The 13741-nt window shown below is 40.5% G+C and carries 12 protein-coding genes, 1 tRNA gene, 2 rRNA genes, 1 other RNA gene and 5 pseudogenes; 20 read left to right on the plus strand and 1 reads right to left on the minus strand.

All coding sequences use genetic code 11. The annotated features are described in order from the left end of the window. From SK642_RS00005 to SK642_RS00015, 3 genes are all read left to right on the plus strand, one after another. Positions 1-212: ribosomal RNA gene (locus SK642_RS00005) — 23S ribosomal RNA — on the plus strand; the annotation flags it as partial. 76 nt (positions 213-288) lie between these two features. Continuing rightward, positions 289-404, plus strand: a 5S ribosomal RNA gene (rrf, locus tag SK642_RS00010). A 5-nt stretch (positions 405-409) separates the two neighbouring features. Next, positions 410-483, plus strand: a tRNA-Asn gene (locus tag SK642_RS00015). A 119-nt stretch (positions 484-602) separates the two neighbouring features. Here SK642_RS00015 and SK642_RS09755 read toward each other — a convergent pair. After that, positions 603-797 (minus strand): annotated as a pseudogene (locus tag SK642_RS09755) (transposase family protein); the annotation flags it as partial. A 497-nt stretch (positions 798-1294) separates the two neighbouring features. Here SK642_RS09755 and comW point away from each other — a divergent pair. The 17 genes and pseudogenes from comW to SK642_RS11080 all read left to right on the plus strand — a co-directional run bounded on the left by comW (position 1295) and on the right by SK642_RS11080 (position 13738). Next, positions 1295-1531, plus strand: coding sequence for a sigma(X)-activator ComW (gene comW / locus SK642_RS00020; protein ID WP_033682845.1), 237 nt, complete (start codon positions 1295-1297; stop codon positions 1529-1531). A 230-nt stretch (positions 1532-1761) separates the two neighbouring features. Continuing rightward, positions 1762-3048: an adenylosuccinate synthase gene (locus tag SK642_RS00025; RefSeq protein ID WP_033682846.1), complete on the plus strand. Its 1287-nt coding sequence runs from the start codon at positions 1762-1764 to the stop codon at positions 3046-3048. A gap of 199 nt (positions 3049-3247) precedes the next feature. Beyond that, on the plus strand, positions 3248-3715 hold the full coding sequence (gene tadA, locus SK642_RS00030) for a tRNA adenosine(34) deaminase TadA (protein WP_033682847.1): 468 nt from the start codon (positions 3248-3250) through the stop codon (positions 3713-3715). A gap of 32 nt (positions 3716-3747) precedes the next feature. Continuing rightward, positions 3748-3845: signal recognition particle sRNA small type (gene ffs, locus SK642_RS09760), an RNA gene on the plus strand. A 56-nt stretch (positions 3846-3901) separates the two neighbouring features. Further along, the gene (locus SK642_RS00035; protein WP_033682848.1) at positions 3902-4345 is read left to right on the plus strand and encodes a dUTP diphosphatase; all 444 of its coding nucleotides are present in this window, start codon (positions 3902-3904) and stop codon (positions 4343-4345) included. A 1-nt stretch (position 4346) separates the two neighbouring features. Then, the gene (locus SK642_RS00040) at positions 4347-4886 is read left to right on the plus strand and encodes a histidine phosphatase family protein (protein ID WP_033682849.1); all 540 of its coding nucleotides are present in this window, start codon (positions 4347-4349) and stop codon (positions 4884-4886) included. A 10-nt stretch (positions 4887-4896) separates the two neighbouring features. Then, positions 4897-5058, plus strand: a pseudogene (locus SK642_RS10435) (DNA repair protein RadA); the annotation flags it as partial. Next, a pseudogene (locus SK642_RS00045) lies at positions 5054-5356 on the plus strand (isochorismatase family protein); the annotation flags it as partial. The pseudogenes SK642_RS10435 and SK642_RS00045, both read left to right, overlap by 5 nt. A gap of 18 nt (positions 5357-5374) precedes the next feature. After that, entirely contained in the window at positions 5375-5890 is a 516-nt protein-coding gene (locus tag SK642_RS00050; protein WP_033682850.1) for a histidine phosphatase family protein, read from the plus strand. Positions 5891-5900: 10 nt separating this feature from the next. Beyond that, positions 5901-7265 carry a DNA repair protein RadA gene (radA, locus tag SK642_RS00055; RefSeq protein ID WP_152548292.1) on the plus strand — a complete coding sequence of 455 codons (1365 nt, stop codon included), beginning with the start codon at positions 5901-5903 and terminating at the stop codon, positions 7263-7265. 72 nt (positions 7266-7337) lie between these two features. Further along, positions 7338-7835 carry a beta-class carbonic anhydrase gene (locus SK642_RS00060; protein ID WP_033682851.1) on the plus strand — a complete coding sequence of 166 codons (498 nt, stop codon included), beginning with the start codon at positions 7338-7340 and terminating at the stop codon, positions 7833-7835. Between the two features lie 24 nt (positions 7836-7859). Beyond that, positions 7860-8675 carry a PrsW family intramembrane metalloprotease gene (locus tag SK642_RS00065; protein ID WP_033682852.1) on the plus strand — a complete coding sequence of 272 codons (816 nt, stop codon included), beginning with the start codon at positions 7860-7862 and terminating at the stop codon, positions 8673-8675. 144 nt (positions 8676-8819) lie between these two features. Then, complete coding sequence (locus tag SK642_RS00070; RefSeq protein ID WP_033682853.1) at positions 8820-9788, plus strand: ribose-phosphate diphosphokinase; 969 nt, start codon at positions 8820-8822, stop codon at positions 9786-9788. Between the two features lie 223 nt (positions 9789-10011). Continuing rightward, positions 10012-10902 carry an Rpn family recombination-promoting nuclease/putative transposase gene (locus SK642_RS00075; RefSeq protein WP_033682854.1) on the plus strand — a complete coding sequence of 297 codons (891 nt, stop codon included), beginning with the start codon at positions 10012-10014 and terminating at the stop codon, positions 10900-10902. A 5-nt stretch (positions 10903-10907) separates the two neighbouring features. Next, positions 10908-11315: pseudogene (locus SK642_RS10785) on the plus strand (hypothetical protein); the annotation flags it as partial. Between the two features lie 1047 nt (positions 11316-12362). Beyond that, positions 12363-12656: pseudogene (locus tag SK642_RS10790) on the plus strand (choline-binding protein); the annotation flags it as partial. 101 nt (positions 12657-12757) lie between these two features. Further along, positions 12758-13738 carry an N-acetylmuramoyl-L-alanine amidase family protein gene (locus SK642_RS11080; protein ID WP_051734054.1) on the plus strand — a complete coding sequence of 327 codons (981 nt, stop codon included), beginning with the start codon at positions 12758-12760 and terminating at the stop codon, positions 13736-13738. The last annotated feature ends 3 nt before the right edge of the window (positions 13739-13741 follow it).

Below are 13741 nucleotides of genomic sequence, written 5' to 3' on the forward strand. Positions count from 1 at the left end.
TACCAGTTGTCTTGCCAAAGGCATCGCTGGGTAGCTATGTAGGGAAGGGATAAACGCTGAAAGCATCTAAGTGTGAAACCCACCTCAAGATGAGATTTCCCATGATTTTATATCAGTAAGAGCCCTGAGAGATGATCAGGTAGATAGGTTAGAAGTGGAAGTGTGGCGACACATGTAGCGGACTAATACTAATAGCTCGAGGACTTATCCAAAGTAACTGAGAATATGAAAGCGAGAGGTTTTCTTGGTTTGAATAGATATTCAATTTTGAGTAGGTATTACTCAGAGTTAAGTGACGATAGCCTAGGAGATACACCTGTACCCATGCCGAACACAGAAGTTAAGCCCTAGAACGCCGGAAGTAGTTGGGGGTTGCCCCCTGTGAGATATGGAAGTCGCTTAGCTTTATTCCGCCATAGCTCAGTTGGTAGTAGCGCATGACTGTTAATCATGATGTCGTAGGTTCGAGTCCTACTGGCGGAGTAGTTAATTAAAGGAGGTTTCGACCTCTTTTTTTGTTATGTAATTAATAATCTGTCTTGCCCCTAATGACAAGTGATATTTTTCTTGATGATAGAAGTCTCAGCTACCATCATTTTCTAACACTGATAGCACTTAAAACGTCGCTTTATTAGAAGATTTCTAGTAGACATACCAGTCGTTTCGAGGTAAGGAATCTTAGAATGTTTTTGAAAGTCATATTTCTTCATTTAACTTCCGCAATCAGGGCAAGATGGGGCGTCGTAGTCCAGTTTAGCGATGATTTCCTTATGTGTCCCCCTATTGATGATATCCATAATTTAGAAATTAGGGTCTGTAAGGTCTAGTAATTTTGTGATAAAGTGTAATTATTCCATATGATTCTTTGTAATGATGGTTTGGTGGCTTTTCATTATAGGTCATATGGGACTTTTTTTCTAAACAAAAATAAGCTCCATAATATCTATAGGGGATTTACCCACTACAAATATTATAGTTACTTTTCTTTTTAATAATTATTAAGTGCTTCATTTCTATTCAATCACTTTATAGCTTAAACTGAGAAAGATTCAATGCAATGGTAACCGTACAGGATGATTTGTAATAAGGATAATTTTTTCAATCATTTATAGGAAATTTTTTATTTTTTGGGATTTAATAGTTTATTTTTGATATAAGATATTTATTCTATTCTGTCAACTTTTCCTATTTTTTATCTTGTTGAGCTTGATATTTTAACAATTCAGGAATTGATAATATATGATTAAAATTTTTTGTTAGAATAAGCTTATAAAAAGAAAAGGAGTATATATTTATGCTACAAAGAATTTATGATCAGATGACTGATTTCTATGACAGTATCGAAGAAGAGTATGCTACTTTCTTTGGTGATAGTTGGGAGTGGGAACATTTTCATTTTAAATTTTTGATTTATTATCTTTTCCGATATAGCATTGAGAATCATCGGGATTTTATTGTTTACCATTATCGTGTTGCTTATCGTTTGTATCTTGAAAAGATGATAATGAATCGGGGTTTTATTTCTTGTTGAGGTAATTTTAGTAAATTTCCGAACAAACTTACTTTTTTATGGCAATATAACAATAAATAGCTGGTAATTTTTCTAAATCATTTTTTAATAGTTGGAAATAGCAAATCTTTCTATTGTTTCTTCTTGATAAAAAGGCGATTTTTTCTTATAATAAATTGTAAGATATAATTGCGGGTGAGATTCCTGCCATGTATGTGAGAAAGGAAGAGCCTGAGAGCTCAGACAAGATTATGACTTCAGTTGTTGTTGTAGGTACCCAATGGGGTGATGAAGGTAAAGGGAAGATTACAGACTTCCTTTCAGCGAATGCAGAAGTGATTGCACGTTACCAAGGTGGTGATAATGCAGGTCACACGATTGTGATTGATGGTAAGAAATTTAAGTTGCACTTGATTCCATCTGGGATTTTCTTCCCTGAAAAAATCTCTGTTATTGGCAATGGTATGGTTGTAAATCCTAAATCTCTTGTGAAAGAGTTGAGCTATCTTCATGAGGAAGGTGTGACAACTGATAACTTGCGTATTTCTGATCGTGCGCATGTTATTTTGCCCTATCATATCGAGTTGGATCGTTTGCAAGAAGAGGCCAAGGGTGACAATAAGATTGGGACTACAATCAAGGGAATTGGTCCAGCTTATATGGACAAGGCTGCTCGTGTGGGAATTCGTATCGCAGATCTTTTGGATAAAGATATTTTCCGTGAGCGTTTAGAACGTAACCTTGCTGAAAAGAATCGTCTGTTTGAAAAATTGTATGACAGTAAAGCGATTGCTTTCGATGATATTTTTGAAGAATATTACGAATATGGTCAACAAATCAAGAAATATGTGACCGATACATCTGTTATCTTGAATGATGCGCTTGATAATGGTAAACGTGTGCTTTTTGAAGGTGCACAAGGTGTTATGCTAGATATCGACCAAGGTACCTATCCATTTGTTACGTCTTCAAACCCTGTGGCTGGTGGTGTGACCATTGGTTCAGGTGTTGGTCCAAGTAAGATTGACAAGGTTGTAGGTGTATGTAAAGCCTATACGAGTCGTGTGGGAGATGGTCCTTTCCCAACTGAGTTGTTTGACGAAGTGGGAGAACGTATTCGTGAAGTAGGTCATGAATATGGTACAACAACTGGTCGTCCACGTCGTGTGGGTTGGTTTGACTCGGTTGTGATGCGTCACAGTCGTCGTGTTTCTGGTATTACTAACCTTTCTTTGAACTCTATCGATGTTTTGAGTGGTTTGGACACAGTGAAAATCTGTGTGGCCTATGATCTTGATGGTCAACGCATTGACTACTATCCAGCTAGTCTTGAGCAATTAAAACGTTGCAAGCCTATCTATGAAGAGTTGCCAGGTTGGTTAGAAGATATCACTGGAGTTCGTAATTTGGAGGATCTTCCTGAGAATGCGCGTAACTATGTTCGTCGTGTGAGCGAATTGGTTGGCGTTCGTATTTCTACTTTCTCAGTAGGTCCTGGTCGTGAACAAACAAATATTTTAGAAAGTGTTTGGTCGTAAGAGATTTTTAAGATTTGTTTAAGATAGGTCGGATATACTATAGACAGTTACAAGAAGACCTCCTAACTTGTTGTAACAAATATCCTAAACTTTTCTTTTTCATAATAATCTCCCTATAGAGTCACCGCATTCGGTGGCTTTTTTTGTGTTGGGATTCATGATATAATAATAAAATTGATAAGTAGGAAAAGGGAAATTGATGAATTATACAGTTGAAGAAAAAGAAGCCTTTATGAGGGAGGCTTTGAGAGAGGCTGAGATTGCTCTTGAACACGATGAAATTCCAATTGGTTGTGTGATTGTCAAGGATGGCGAAATCATTGGTCGTGGGCATAATGCTCGTGAGGAGTTGCAGCGAGCGGTTATGCATGCAGAGATTATGGCTATAGAGAATGCGAACTTGAGTGAGGAGAGCTGGCGCTTGTTGGATTGCACGCTTTTTGTGACCATTGAGCCTTGTGTCATGTGTAGTGGGGCGATTGGGTTGGCTCGTATCCCAAACGTGGTCTATGGGGCTAAAAACCAGAAATTTGGCGCTGCGGGGAGTTTGTACGATATCTTGACAGATGAGCGTCTCAATCATCGTGTGGAGGTTGAAACGGGAATTTTGGAAGATGAATGCGCAGCTATCATGCAGGATTTTTTTAGAAATAGACGGAAAAAATAATTTTGCTTTTAAAATGAATAGGAATGTGATATAATAAATAGTGGAGCAACAGTTCTGCGTGAAGCGGGTCAGGGGAGGAATCCAGCAGCCCTAAGCGATTTGAATTGTGTGCTCTTTTTTTCGTGCTTTTTTCGAATAAATAAGATAGAATAATCTAGAATAAATGATAATAGAAAAGAGAAGATGATGAAAATTCGTGGTTTTGAATTGGTTTCTAGTTTTACAGATGAAAATTTATTGCCCAAGCGTGAGACAGCGCATGCGGCTGGTTACGACTTAAAGGTTGCTGTGCGTACAGTTATTGCACCAGGAGAGATTGTCTTGGTTCCGACAGGGGTTAAGGCTTATATGCAGCCGACTGAGGTTCTCTATCTTTATGATCGCTCTTCAAATCCTCGTAAGAAGGGCTTGGTCTTGATTAACTCGGTTGGGGTCATTGATGGGGATTATTATGGAAATCCTGGGAATGAAGGGCATATTTTTGCTCAGATGAAGAATATCACAGACCAAGAGGTTGTTCTTGAAGTTGGGGAACGTGTGATTCAGGCTGTCTTTGCTCCTTTCTTAATTGCAGATGGGGATGCGGCTGATGGCGTTCGAACTGGTGGATTTGGATCGACTGGGCACTAGGATGAAAATTATCTTTGTACGTCATGGGGAGCCAGATTATAGTATGCTTGATAAACTTGAAAATCCGCAACTATATAGTGGTTTTGGTCGTGATTTAGCACCATTGACAGAAAAAGGTCGCAGTCTGGCAAAAGAGATTGCTAAAACTGCATGTTTTGGAAAGGCAGAGATTATTATTTCATCGTCTGTGACGAGGGCTTTAGAAACAGCACATTATATAGCAGTTGAAACAGGATTGGACTTATTTGTGGAGCCGTTTTTTCATGAGTGGCGTCCAGACTTAGATGGCACTAACTCTGATTTAACTAGTGTATTGGTAGCTCATGAATATTATCTAAAACATCAAGGAGGTTTATCTGAAGATTCTCCTTATCGCTATGAAACTGATCTAGAGATGCGTCATCGTTTTTTAAGAGCTTTGGAAAAATATAAAAATTATAAAACTATTATCATTGTAACTCACGGAATGCTCATGCGCCAATTTGTGCCAAATGAGAAGATTGATTTTTGCCAAGTGATTGAATGTGAGATAGAGATATAGAAAGAGGTTTATTATCGCAAAGAAAAAGGCGACATTTGTGTGTCAAAATTGTGAATATAATTCCCCTAAATATCTGGGGCGCTGTCCCAACGGTGGGTCTTGGTCTTCTTTTGTTGAGGAGGTTGAGGTTGCAGAGGTCAAGAATGCACGTGTGTCCTTGACGGGGGAGAAAAGACAGAAAGAAGAAATTTGCGACCGACTTGCTGCTTGTCTCTTCTCGTATCTTTGAGAAGCGTCGGGCTTCTTGCTTTACTAATCCAGATTTAAAAGATTTTTTAGAGGGAAACGGTGCTAAAAGCATAGAGTTTATAGGGGTAGATGGCAATGGCTGTGTTAAGGCTTCCGTTTTGGCAGCTACCAAGGAGAATTATCAGGTTTCTGTCGATTTGTCTGCTGTCGGAGTTGCCAACCAGAAGAAATTCTCTAAAACACTGAAGCAGTGGCAAGATTGCGGAATCAAGATTGGATAGTTTTATGGGGATCTTAATATGAAAATTATTTTTATCCGTCACGGGGAGCCAAATTACCGTGAGTTAGAGGAGCGTTCCTATACTGGATTTGGGATAGATTTGGCACCCTTATCTGAGAAAGGAAGACAACAAGCTCAGGAACTTTGCAAAAATCCTTTGTTTGGCTCAGCTGATATCCTGGTGTCTTCTGCAGTGACGCGAGCTTTAGAAACGGCTTTTTATGTATCCTGTGCTACTGGCCTTCCTTTGAGGGTAGAGCCATTATTGCATGAATGGCAGGTTTATGAAACAGGTATAGAGAACTTTGAAACAGCTAGATGTTTGTTTTTAGAAAACAAGGGGGAGTTGCTCCCAAATTCTCCTGTTCAATATGAGACAGCTGTAAAGATGAAGTCTCGTTTTCTAGAATGCATGGCTAAGTATCGGGAACATCAAACTGTGGTAGTTGTAGCCCATCGAATGCTCATGCGTCAGTTTGTACCAAATGAGAAGATTGATTTTTGCCAAGTGATTGAGTGTGAGTTAGAGATATAGAAAGAGGTTTATCATCGCAAAGAAAAAAGCGACATTTGTATGTCAAAATTGTGGGTATAATTCCCCTAAATATCTGGGACGTTGTCCCAACTGTGGGTCTTGGTCTTCCTTTGTAGAAGAGGTTGAGGTTGCCGAGGTCAAGAATGCGCGTGTGTCCTTGACAGGTGAGAAAACCAAGCCTATGAAACTGGCTGAGGTGACTTCCATCAATGTCAATCGAACTAAGACAGAGATGGAGGAATTCAACCGTGTACTTGGAGGAGGAGTGGTACCGGGAAGTCTCGTACTCATAGGTGGGGATCCTGGGATTGGGAAATCAACCCTTCTCTTACAAGTCTCAACCCAGTTGTCTCAAGTGGGAACGGTTCTCTACGTCAGTGGGGAGGAGTCTGCCCAGCAAATCAAGCTACGAGCAGAACGTTTGGGTGATATTGATAGCGAGTTTTACCTCTATGCAGAGACCAATATGCAGAGTGTTCGTACTGAGGTAGAGAGAATCCAGCCAGACTTCCTCATTATTGACTCTATCCAGACCATTATGTCTCCTGAGATTTCAGGGGTGCAGGGGTCTGTGTCTCAGGTGCGTGAGGTGACCGCTGAACTCATGCAGCTGGCTAAGACCAATAACATTGCCATCTTTATCGTAGGGCATGTGACCAAGGAAGGAACCTTGGCTGGTCCTCGTATGCTGGAGCATATGGTGGATACGGTGCTTTACTTTGAAGGGGAGCGCCACCATACCTTCCGAATCTTGCGAGCTGTTAAAAATCGTTTTGGTTCTACCAATGAAATTGGGATTTTTGAGATGCAGTCGGGTGGCTTGGTTGAGGTCCTCAATCCAAGTCAAGTTTTCCTAGAGGAGCGTTTGGATGGAGCGACTGGGTCGTCAATCGTTGTGACCATGGAAGGGACGCGTCCGATTTTGGCGGAGGTTCAGGCTTTGGTAACACCGACCATGTTTGGAAATGCCAAGCGTACGACGACGGGACTTGATTTTAATCGTGCTAGCTTGATTATGGCTGTTTTAGAAAAACGGGCAGGTCTTCTCTTGCAAAATCAGGATGCCTATCTCAAATCTGCTGGCGGTGTCAAATTGGATGAACCTGCCATTGACTTAGCCGTTGCTGTTGCCATTGCTTCGAGCTACAAAGACAAGCCAACCAATCCTCAGGAATGTTTTGTAGGAGAGTTAGGCTTGACTGGAGAGATTCGGCGCGTAAATCGTATCGAACAACGCATCAATGAAGCTGCTAAACTGGGATTTACTAAGATTTATGTACCTAAGAATTCCTTGACAGGAATCACTCCACCCAAGGAAATTCAGGTCATTGGTGTGACAACGATCCAGGAAGTTTTGAAAAAGGTATTTGCTTAATCTGTGACAAATCCTCTTAAAAATGATAAGATAGGAGAAATATTTGACTATCAAATTTTCTAGGAGGGAATCGTGTCGTATTTTGAACAGTTTATGCAAGCCAATCAGGCTTATGTTGCCCTACATGGGCAGTTAAATTTGCCACTTAAACCCAAAACAAGAGTTGCCATTGTGACCTGTATGGACTCACGTTTGCACGTTGCGCAAGCTCTGGGCTTGGCACTTGGGGATGCTCATATCTTGCGGAATGCAGGTGGTCGAGTGACTGAGGACATGATTCGTTCGCTAGTTATTTCCCAGCAACAGATGGGGACAAGAGAGATTGTGGTATTGCACCATACAGACTGTGGTGCTCAGACCTTTGAAAATGGTTCTTTTCAAGAGTATCTGAAAGAGGAACTAGGTGTTGATGTGTCAGACCAGGACTTCTTGCCCTTCCAAGATATAGAGGAGAGTGTACGCGAGGACATGCAAGCCCTTATCGAGTCTCCTCTAATACCAGATGATGTCATTATCTCTGGTGCCATTTACGATGTGGATACAGGAAGTATGACAGTTGTAGAATTATAAACACTTCATTTAGAAAGAAAGTGTATGAAGAAAAACAGTATTCTATTTATTTTTATTTTATTGCTATGTATTGGTGTACAGTATGAAACCATCTACTATACGGATGGTTCGATGTCAGGCGCGGAATATGGACTCATGGGAGTTTCTATCTTTCTAGCTCTCTTTTACATGATTCCGGCTCTTTATTTCCTCTTCCGTATTGGGAAAAAATGGGAATTGCCAAAGAATGCTTTGATTTTGTCTTTATTGGGCGGGATGTTCCTTTCAGGTTGGTTGTCTAGCTTTGCGAATACCTATATCCATGATTTGCTGGGTGTTCTTTTCCCAGATAGTGCCTTTTTAAATGCCTTTGAAAGTGCGATTGTGGCTCCTTTGATAGAAGAACCGCTTAAATTATTGCCACTTGTCTTTGTTTTGGCTTTGATTCCTGTGCGCAAATTAAAATCCTTGTTTTTATTTGGGATTGCTTCTGGTTTGGGATTCCAAATGATTGAGGATATTGGCTATATTCGTACGGATTTGCCAGAGGGATTTGACTTTACCATTTCTAGAATTTTAGAGCGTATCATCTCAGGAATTGCCTCTCACTGGACTTTTTCAGGTTTGGCTGTAGTAGGTGTTTACTTGCTTTACAGAGCCTATAAAGGGCAGATGGCTGGCAAGAAACAGGGGCTTATTTTCCTAGGTTTAGCTTTAGGAACTCACTTCTTGTTTAACTCCCCTTTTGTGGAATTGGAGACAGAGTTGCCTTTAGCAGTTCCAGTGGTTACGGCTATTACTCTTTATGGTTTTTATCAGGCTTATTGCTTTGTTGAGAAGCACAATGAGTTGATGAACTAGAATATTTTTCAAAAGAATGATGCAAGGGTACAAATATGGTGCCCTTCTTTTATTTTTGATTGAAAAATAGTGCAAAAAGCGCTACAATGGTAAATGGAAAATCTTGTGAAAAGCACAAGCGATACATATATACCGGAGGAAATCATGTCTTTTTCTGATTTAAAGCTGTTTGCCCTTTCTTCTAATCAAGAATTGGCAAAACGTGTGGCGCAGGAGATTGGGATAGAGTTGGGGAAATCAAGTGTTCGTCAATTTTCAGATGGAGAGATTCAGGTCAACATTGAAGAATCAATCCGTGGGAAACACGTCTTTATCCTACAATCAACTAGTTCGCCTGTAAATGACAATCTGCTTGAAATTTTGATTATGGTAGATGCTTTGAAGCGTGCGAGTGCAGAATCTGTCAATGTTGTCATGCCTTACTATGGGTATGCACGTCAGGATAGAAAGGCGAGAGCGCGTGAGCCAATCACTTCAAAACTGGTCGCAAATATGCTTGAAGTAGCTGGAGTAGATCGTTTATTGACAATCGACTTGCATGCTGCGCAGATTCAAGGATTCTTTGATATTCCTGTGGATCACTTGATGGGAGCTCCTCTGATTGCGGATTATTTTGAGCGTCGTGGCATGGTTGGTTCTGACTATGTGGTTGTCAGCCCAGACCATGGAGGGGTGACTCGTGCTCGTAAGTTGGCAGAATTTTTGAAAACCTCTATTGCTATCATTGACAAACGTCGTAGCGTTGATAAGATGAATACTAGTGAAGTCATGAACATCATCGGTAAGGTTGAAGGCAAGACTTGTATCTTGATTGATGATATGATTGATACTGCTGGAACCATTTGTCATGCGGCAGATGCTCTTGCGGAAGCTGGTGCTGTTGAAGTCTATGCAAGCTGTACGCACCCAGTTCTTTCTGGTCCCGCTATGGACAATATCCAAAAATCAGCTATTAAGAAATTGGTTGTTTTGGATACTATCTATCTGCCAGAAGAGCGTTTGATTGACAAGATTGAGCAGATTTCAATCGCTCATCTATTAGGGGATGCTATCGTGCGTATTCATGAAAAACGCCCACTTTCTCCACTTTTCAGTATTGAGAAAAAGATTTAATGACCAAGCCTGAGATAATTCTCAGGTTTTTTCGTCTCTTTTCCGAATAAATAGATAGTAGCAGTGAATCTAGTAAACCTAGATTTAATACTCTTCGAAAATCAAATTCAAACCACGTCAATGTCGCCTTGCCGTACTCAAGTACAGCCTGCGGCTAGTTTCCTAGTTTTCTCTTTGATTTTCATTGAGTATAAGACTGTGGTATAATAAAAGGAGGAAATGAATGACTTTAAGACATCCGGGCATTAGCCCGACTAATGACTTGGTTGCTAAAAAAATCTTTAGCAATCCAGAAATCACTTGTCAATTTATTCGCGATATGCTGGATTTGCCAGCAAAAAATGTGACCATTTTGGAGGGAAGTAATATTCACGTCTTGCCTTCCCTGCCGTACTCAGCGCAGGATTTCTATACCAGTATAGACGTCTTGGCTGAACTAGATAATGGAACGCAAGTTATTATTGAGATTCAGGTGCATCATCAGAATTTTTTCATCAATCGCCTGTGGGCTTACCTGTGCAGTCAGGTCAATCAAAACCTAGAAAAAATTCGTCAACGTGAAGGTGATACCCACCAGAGTTACAAACACATCGCACCAGTATATGCTATCGCAATTGTGGATAGCAATTATTTCTCAGATGACCTGGCTTTTCACAGCTTTAGTATGCGCGAGGACACGACAGGTGAGGTTTTAACCATCACAAACAATGGACAAGAAAACCATCTAGTCAAGATGGCGTTCTTAGAACTAAAAAAATACAGAGAAACCAGCAAAGATAGCATTCGCAAGCCGTGGTTGGAGTTTTTCGGGAATAAACCCTTTACCCAACAACCTGAGCGAGTCATCAGCCAGGCGGACCAACTGCTGGACTATAAGAGCTGGTCCGAGGAGGACAGGAAAATGTTTAGTGAACAGCGCAGACGCGAAGAACAAGCCTTGTTAGCACAGGACTATGCCTTGGAAGCTGCTAGGGCAGAAGGCATTGAAGAGGGATTAAAAGTAGGTCTAGTAAATCTCGTTCGTCAAGGCCTTCTGACTTCTGAGGTTGCTAGTCAGCAGTTGGGTATGACTGTCTCTGAGTTTGAAGAATTATTGAAAGAACATCACAAATAGGAACTAGAAAATACAGAGAAACCAGCAAAGACAAGGTTCGCAAGCCCTGGTTAGAGTTTTTTGGTAACAAACCCTTTACCCAGCAACCCGAGCGAGTCATCAGCCAAGCAGACCAACTGCTGGACTACAAGAGCTGGTCCGAGGAGGATAGGAAGATGTTTAGTCAACTACGTATGCGCGAAGAACAAGCCTTGCTAGCGCAGGACTATGCCTTGGAACAAGCTGAAGAAAAAGGTTTGGAACGTGGGCGTGCAGAAGGTCTTGAACAAGGTTTAGAACAGGGACTGGAGCGTGGAAAAGTTGAAGGAAGTTTGTCTATGCTACTAAATCTAGTCCGTCAAGGTCTTCTGACATCTGAGGTTGCCAGTCAGCAGTTGGGTATAACTGTCTCTGAGTTTGATTCCTTGCTATGAGGTCGCAGTTTAATATGGTAGAAAGTTAATGAAATGGCGAGTTATTTTCAAAATACTTGCCATTTTTGCTTGACATTTGGGAGGGGTTATAGGATAATACCATAGAAGTGAGTTCTGTCCAACTGTCTATGTAGATTAGATATGCGAGGTTTGACTCAGGGTTTAAGCAATTTGTGAGATTTTCACTTGGGAGATACGGTATTTGAAGGGTATTTCATCTCACAAAGGCGTTTTTTTAACCTTTTTTTGAAAAAATAGGGAAAAAGTTTAAAAACTCGAAGAAAACCCTTGACAAATCCTGCAAATATTTATATACTGTATGGTAGTAAGATAGTCTTACGAAAAAATATTTTAAAGAAAAACAAAGGAGATAAAACGATGAAAAAAGTTTTATTGACAAGCGCAGTCGCTCTTGCAGCATTTGGTGCTGTACAAGCTGTTTCAGCAGAAGACACAACAAATAGCCGTTTCGGTTCACAATTTGATAAATATCGTCAACCAAATGCTGAACCAGATCATTCTCATGATGCTATCAGCGCAGATAATTCAACTGCTCATAACCGTTTTGGTTACGGATTTGCAACTGGTGCTAAATACATCCGTTACGACCGTGATGCAGCACATGGATTTAACCGTCGTGTCCGTGTAACTGTTGTTGATGGTGGTGGACGTCCAGTTCCAAACGTAGAAGTAGACTTCTTCTTGAAACCAGCTTCAGGTGAAAAGAAACCAGAATACTTCACTGCTACAACTAATCAATCAGGTGATGCTGAACTTCCAACAGTCTTCAAAGCTGGTGAAGTGATTCAATACCGTGTTGCTAAAACTGCAACAGACTTCAAAGAAGCAGTTGAATTAGTAGATGAGTTTGTAGTTGAAGGTGGAAATGAGTATGCAGGTTCATTGTTCACTAACAGAACTATCACATTGCCTTACAAACTTGATGATCGTGCTGCAAAAATCGGTAACCCAACTGCAGCTGCTCAATATGGTTGGGCTAAAACAGCTGAAGGATGGAAATACTTCGAAAACGCTAAAGCTGTTTCAGGTTGGAAACAAGTTGATGGCAACTGGTACTACCTAAACGATAAAGGTGTAATGCAAACTGGTTGGGTAAACGTTAACGGAACTTGGTACTACCTAAACAAATCAGGTGCTATGCAAACTGGTTGGTTGAAAGATGGTGAAACTTGGTACTTCCTTGAATCAACAGGTGCTATGAAAGCTAGCCAATGGTTTGAAGTTTCTGGTAAATGGTACCATGTAAACGGTTCAGGTGCCCTTTCAGTAAACACAACTGTTGACGGTTACAACGTAAACGCAAACGGTGAGTGGGTATAATCCTAATACATGAAACATAAAACAGGAGAGTTATCTCCTGTTTTTTCTTGCATTTATCTTATATAAGTATTATAATAGTTTAAAATAATAGGAGGTTTCCAATGAAATCAAAAGTGATAAACGTTTTATTAGGTGTGACCTTGGCAAGTGCTGCTCTTCTTGGCGCAAAAGCAGCCGATGTAAAGGCTTCGGAAACGAATGTGTATACGACAGTTGTTTGGGTCACAAAACAGGAAGATGGAAAGGAAAAGATTTTAAGGAATGCGCAATCTTACGATTCATCAAAACCTGAAACATCTTCTCCAGGTACTTTTTCAGGATATCAATTTGATACTTCTTCAATAGATGGAACGGTATTAAAGCATTACTTTAAGCCGGCAGTGACAGTTACAGGAGATAAGGTAGATGGCCTTTCTGTAAAGCCTGATATTGTAAAGCCATTTAAAGATACAGTCAAAGGGACTTCTTGGTTGGTAATGGAATCAGATGGAACTAGTAGAGAATTAAAAGCTTTTCTTCCTGCTAATGCTGCCAAAAAAGCTGAAGAAGTTGAACATGGTACATTTAAAGGTTATCGTTTTGTAGAAACTAAGATTGACCAAGGAGTTCGTAAACATTGGTTTGTAAAAGACGATAGTGTTACTGGAACTGAAAAAGTGGAAGAGAAACGTACAGGTTGGCAATATATCGCTGATAAGTGGTATTTCTTTGACCAAGATGGTGTGAAGAAAACTGGCTGGGTTAGTGATGGCAGCTGGTATTACCTAGCGGCAGATGGCAGTATGCAAACAGGTTGGAAGTTTATCTCTGGTAAATGGTACTATCTCAATAGTGCTGGTTCTATGCAGACAGGCTGGTTAAACCAAGGTGGCAAGTGGTACTATCTGCATTCTGATGGTGCAATGGCTACTGGTTGGGCAAAAGTAGATGGTGTCTGGTACTATCTAAATACTTCTGGAGATCTGGTGACTGGTTGGTTCCAAGCAGGTGGCAAGTGGTATTATGCCTATAGTTCAGGCGCTCTTGCAGTAAATACAACGATTGACGGCTACACTCTAAATGCAAATGGTGAGTGGGTGTAACAT

The organism is Streptococcus mitis, assembly GCF_000722705.1.
Taxonomy (GTDB): domain Bacteria; phylum Bacillota; class Bacilli; order Lactobacillales; family Streptococcaceae; genus Streptococcus; species Streptococcus mitis_P.

What these genes read in the sequence shown, in the direction of transcription:
- comW (WP_033682845.1), top strand. Translation starts at nt 1,295, where the DNA reads ATGCTACAAAGAATTTATGATCAGATGACTGATTTCTATGACAGTATC.
- SK642_RS00025 (WP_033682846.1), top strand. Translation starts at nt 1,762, where the DNA reads ATGACTTCAGTTGTTGTTGTAGGTACCCAATGGGGTGATGAAGGTAAA.
- tadA (WP_033682847.1), top strand. Translation starts at nt 3,248, where the DNA reads ATGAATTATACAGTTGAAGAAAAAGAAGCCTTTATGAGGGAGGCTTTG.
- SK642_RS00035 (WP_033682848.1), top strand. Translation starts at nt 3,902, where the DNA reads ATGAAAATTCGTGGTTTTGAATTGGTTTCTAGTTTTACAGATGAAAAT.
- SK642_RS00040 (WP_033682849.1), top strand. Translation starts at nt 4,347, where the DNA reads ATGAAAATTATCTTTGTACGTCATGGGGAGCCAGATTATAGTATGCTT.
- SK642_RS00050 (WP_033682850.1), top strand. Translation starts at nt 5,375, where the DNA reads ATGAAAATTATTTTTATCCGTCACGGGGAGCCAAATTACCGTGAGTTA.
- SK642_RS00065 (WP_033682852.1), top strand. Translation starts at nt 7,860, where the DNA reads ATGAAGAAAAACAGTATTCTATTTATTTTTATTTTATTGCTATGTATT.
- SK642_RS00070 (WP_033682853.1), top strand. Translation starts at nt 8,820, where the DNA reads ATGTCTTTTTCTGATTTAAAGCTGTTTGCCCTTTCTTCTAATCAAGAA.
- SK642_RS00075 (WP_033682854.1), top strand. Translation starts at nt 10,012, where the DNA reads ATGACTTTAAGACATCCGGGCATTAGCCCGACTAATGACTTGGTTGCT.
- SK642_RS11080 (WP_051734054.1), top strand. Translation starts at nt 12,758, where the DNA reads ATGAAATCAAAAGTGATAAACGTTTTATTAGGTGTGACCTTGGCAAGT.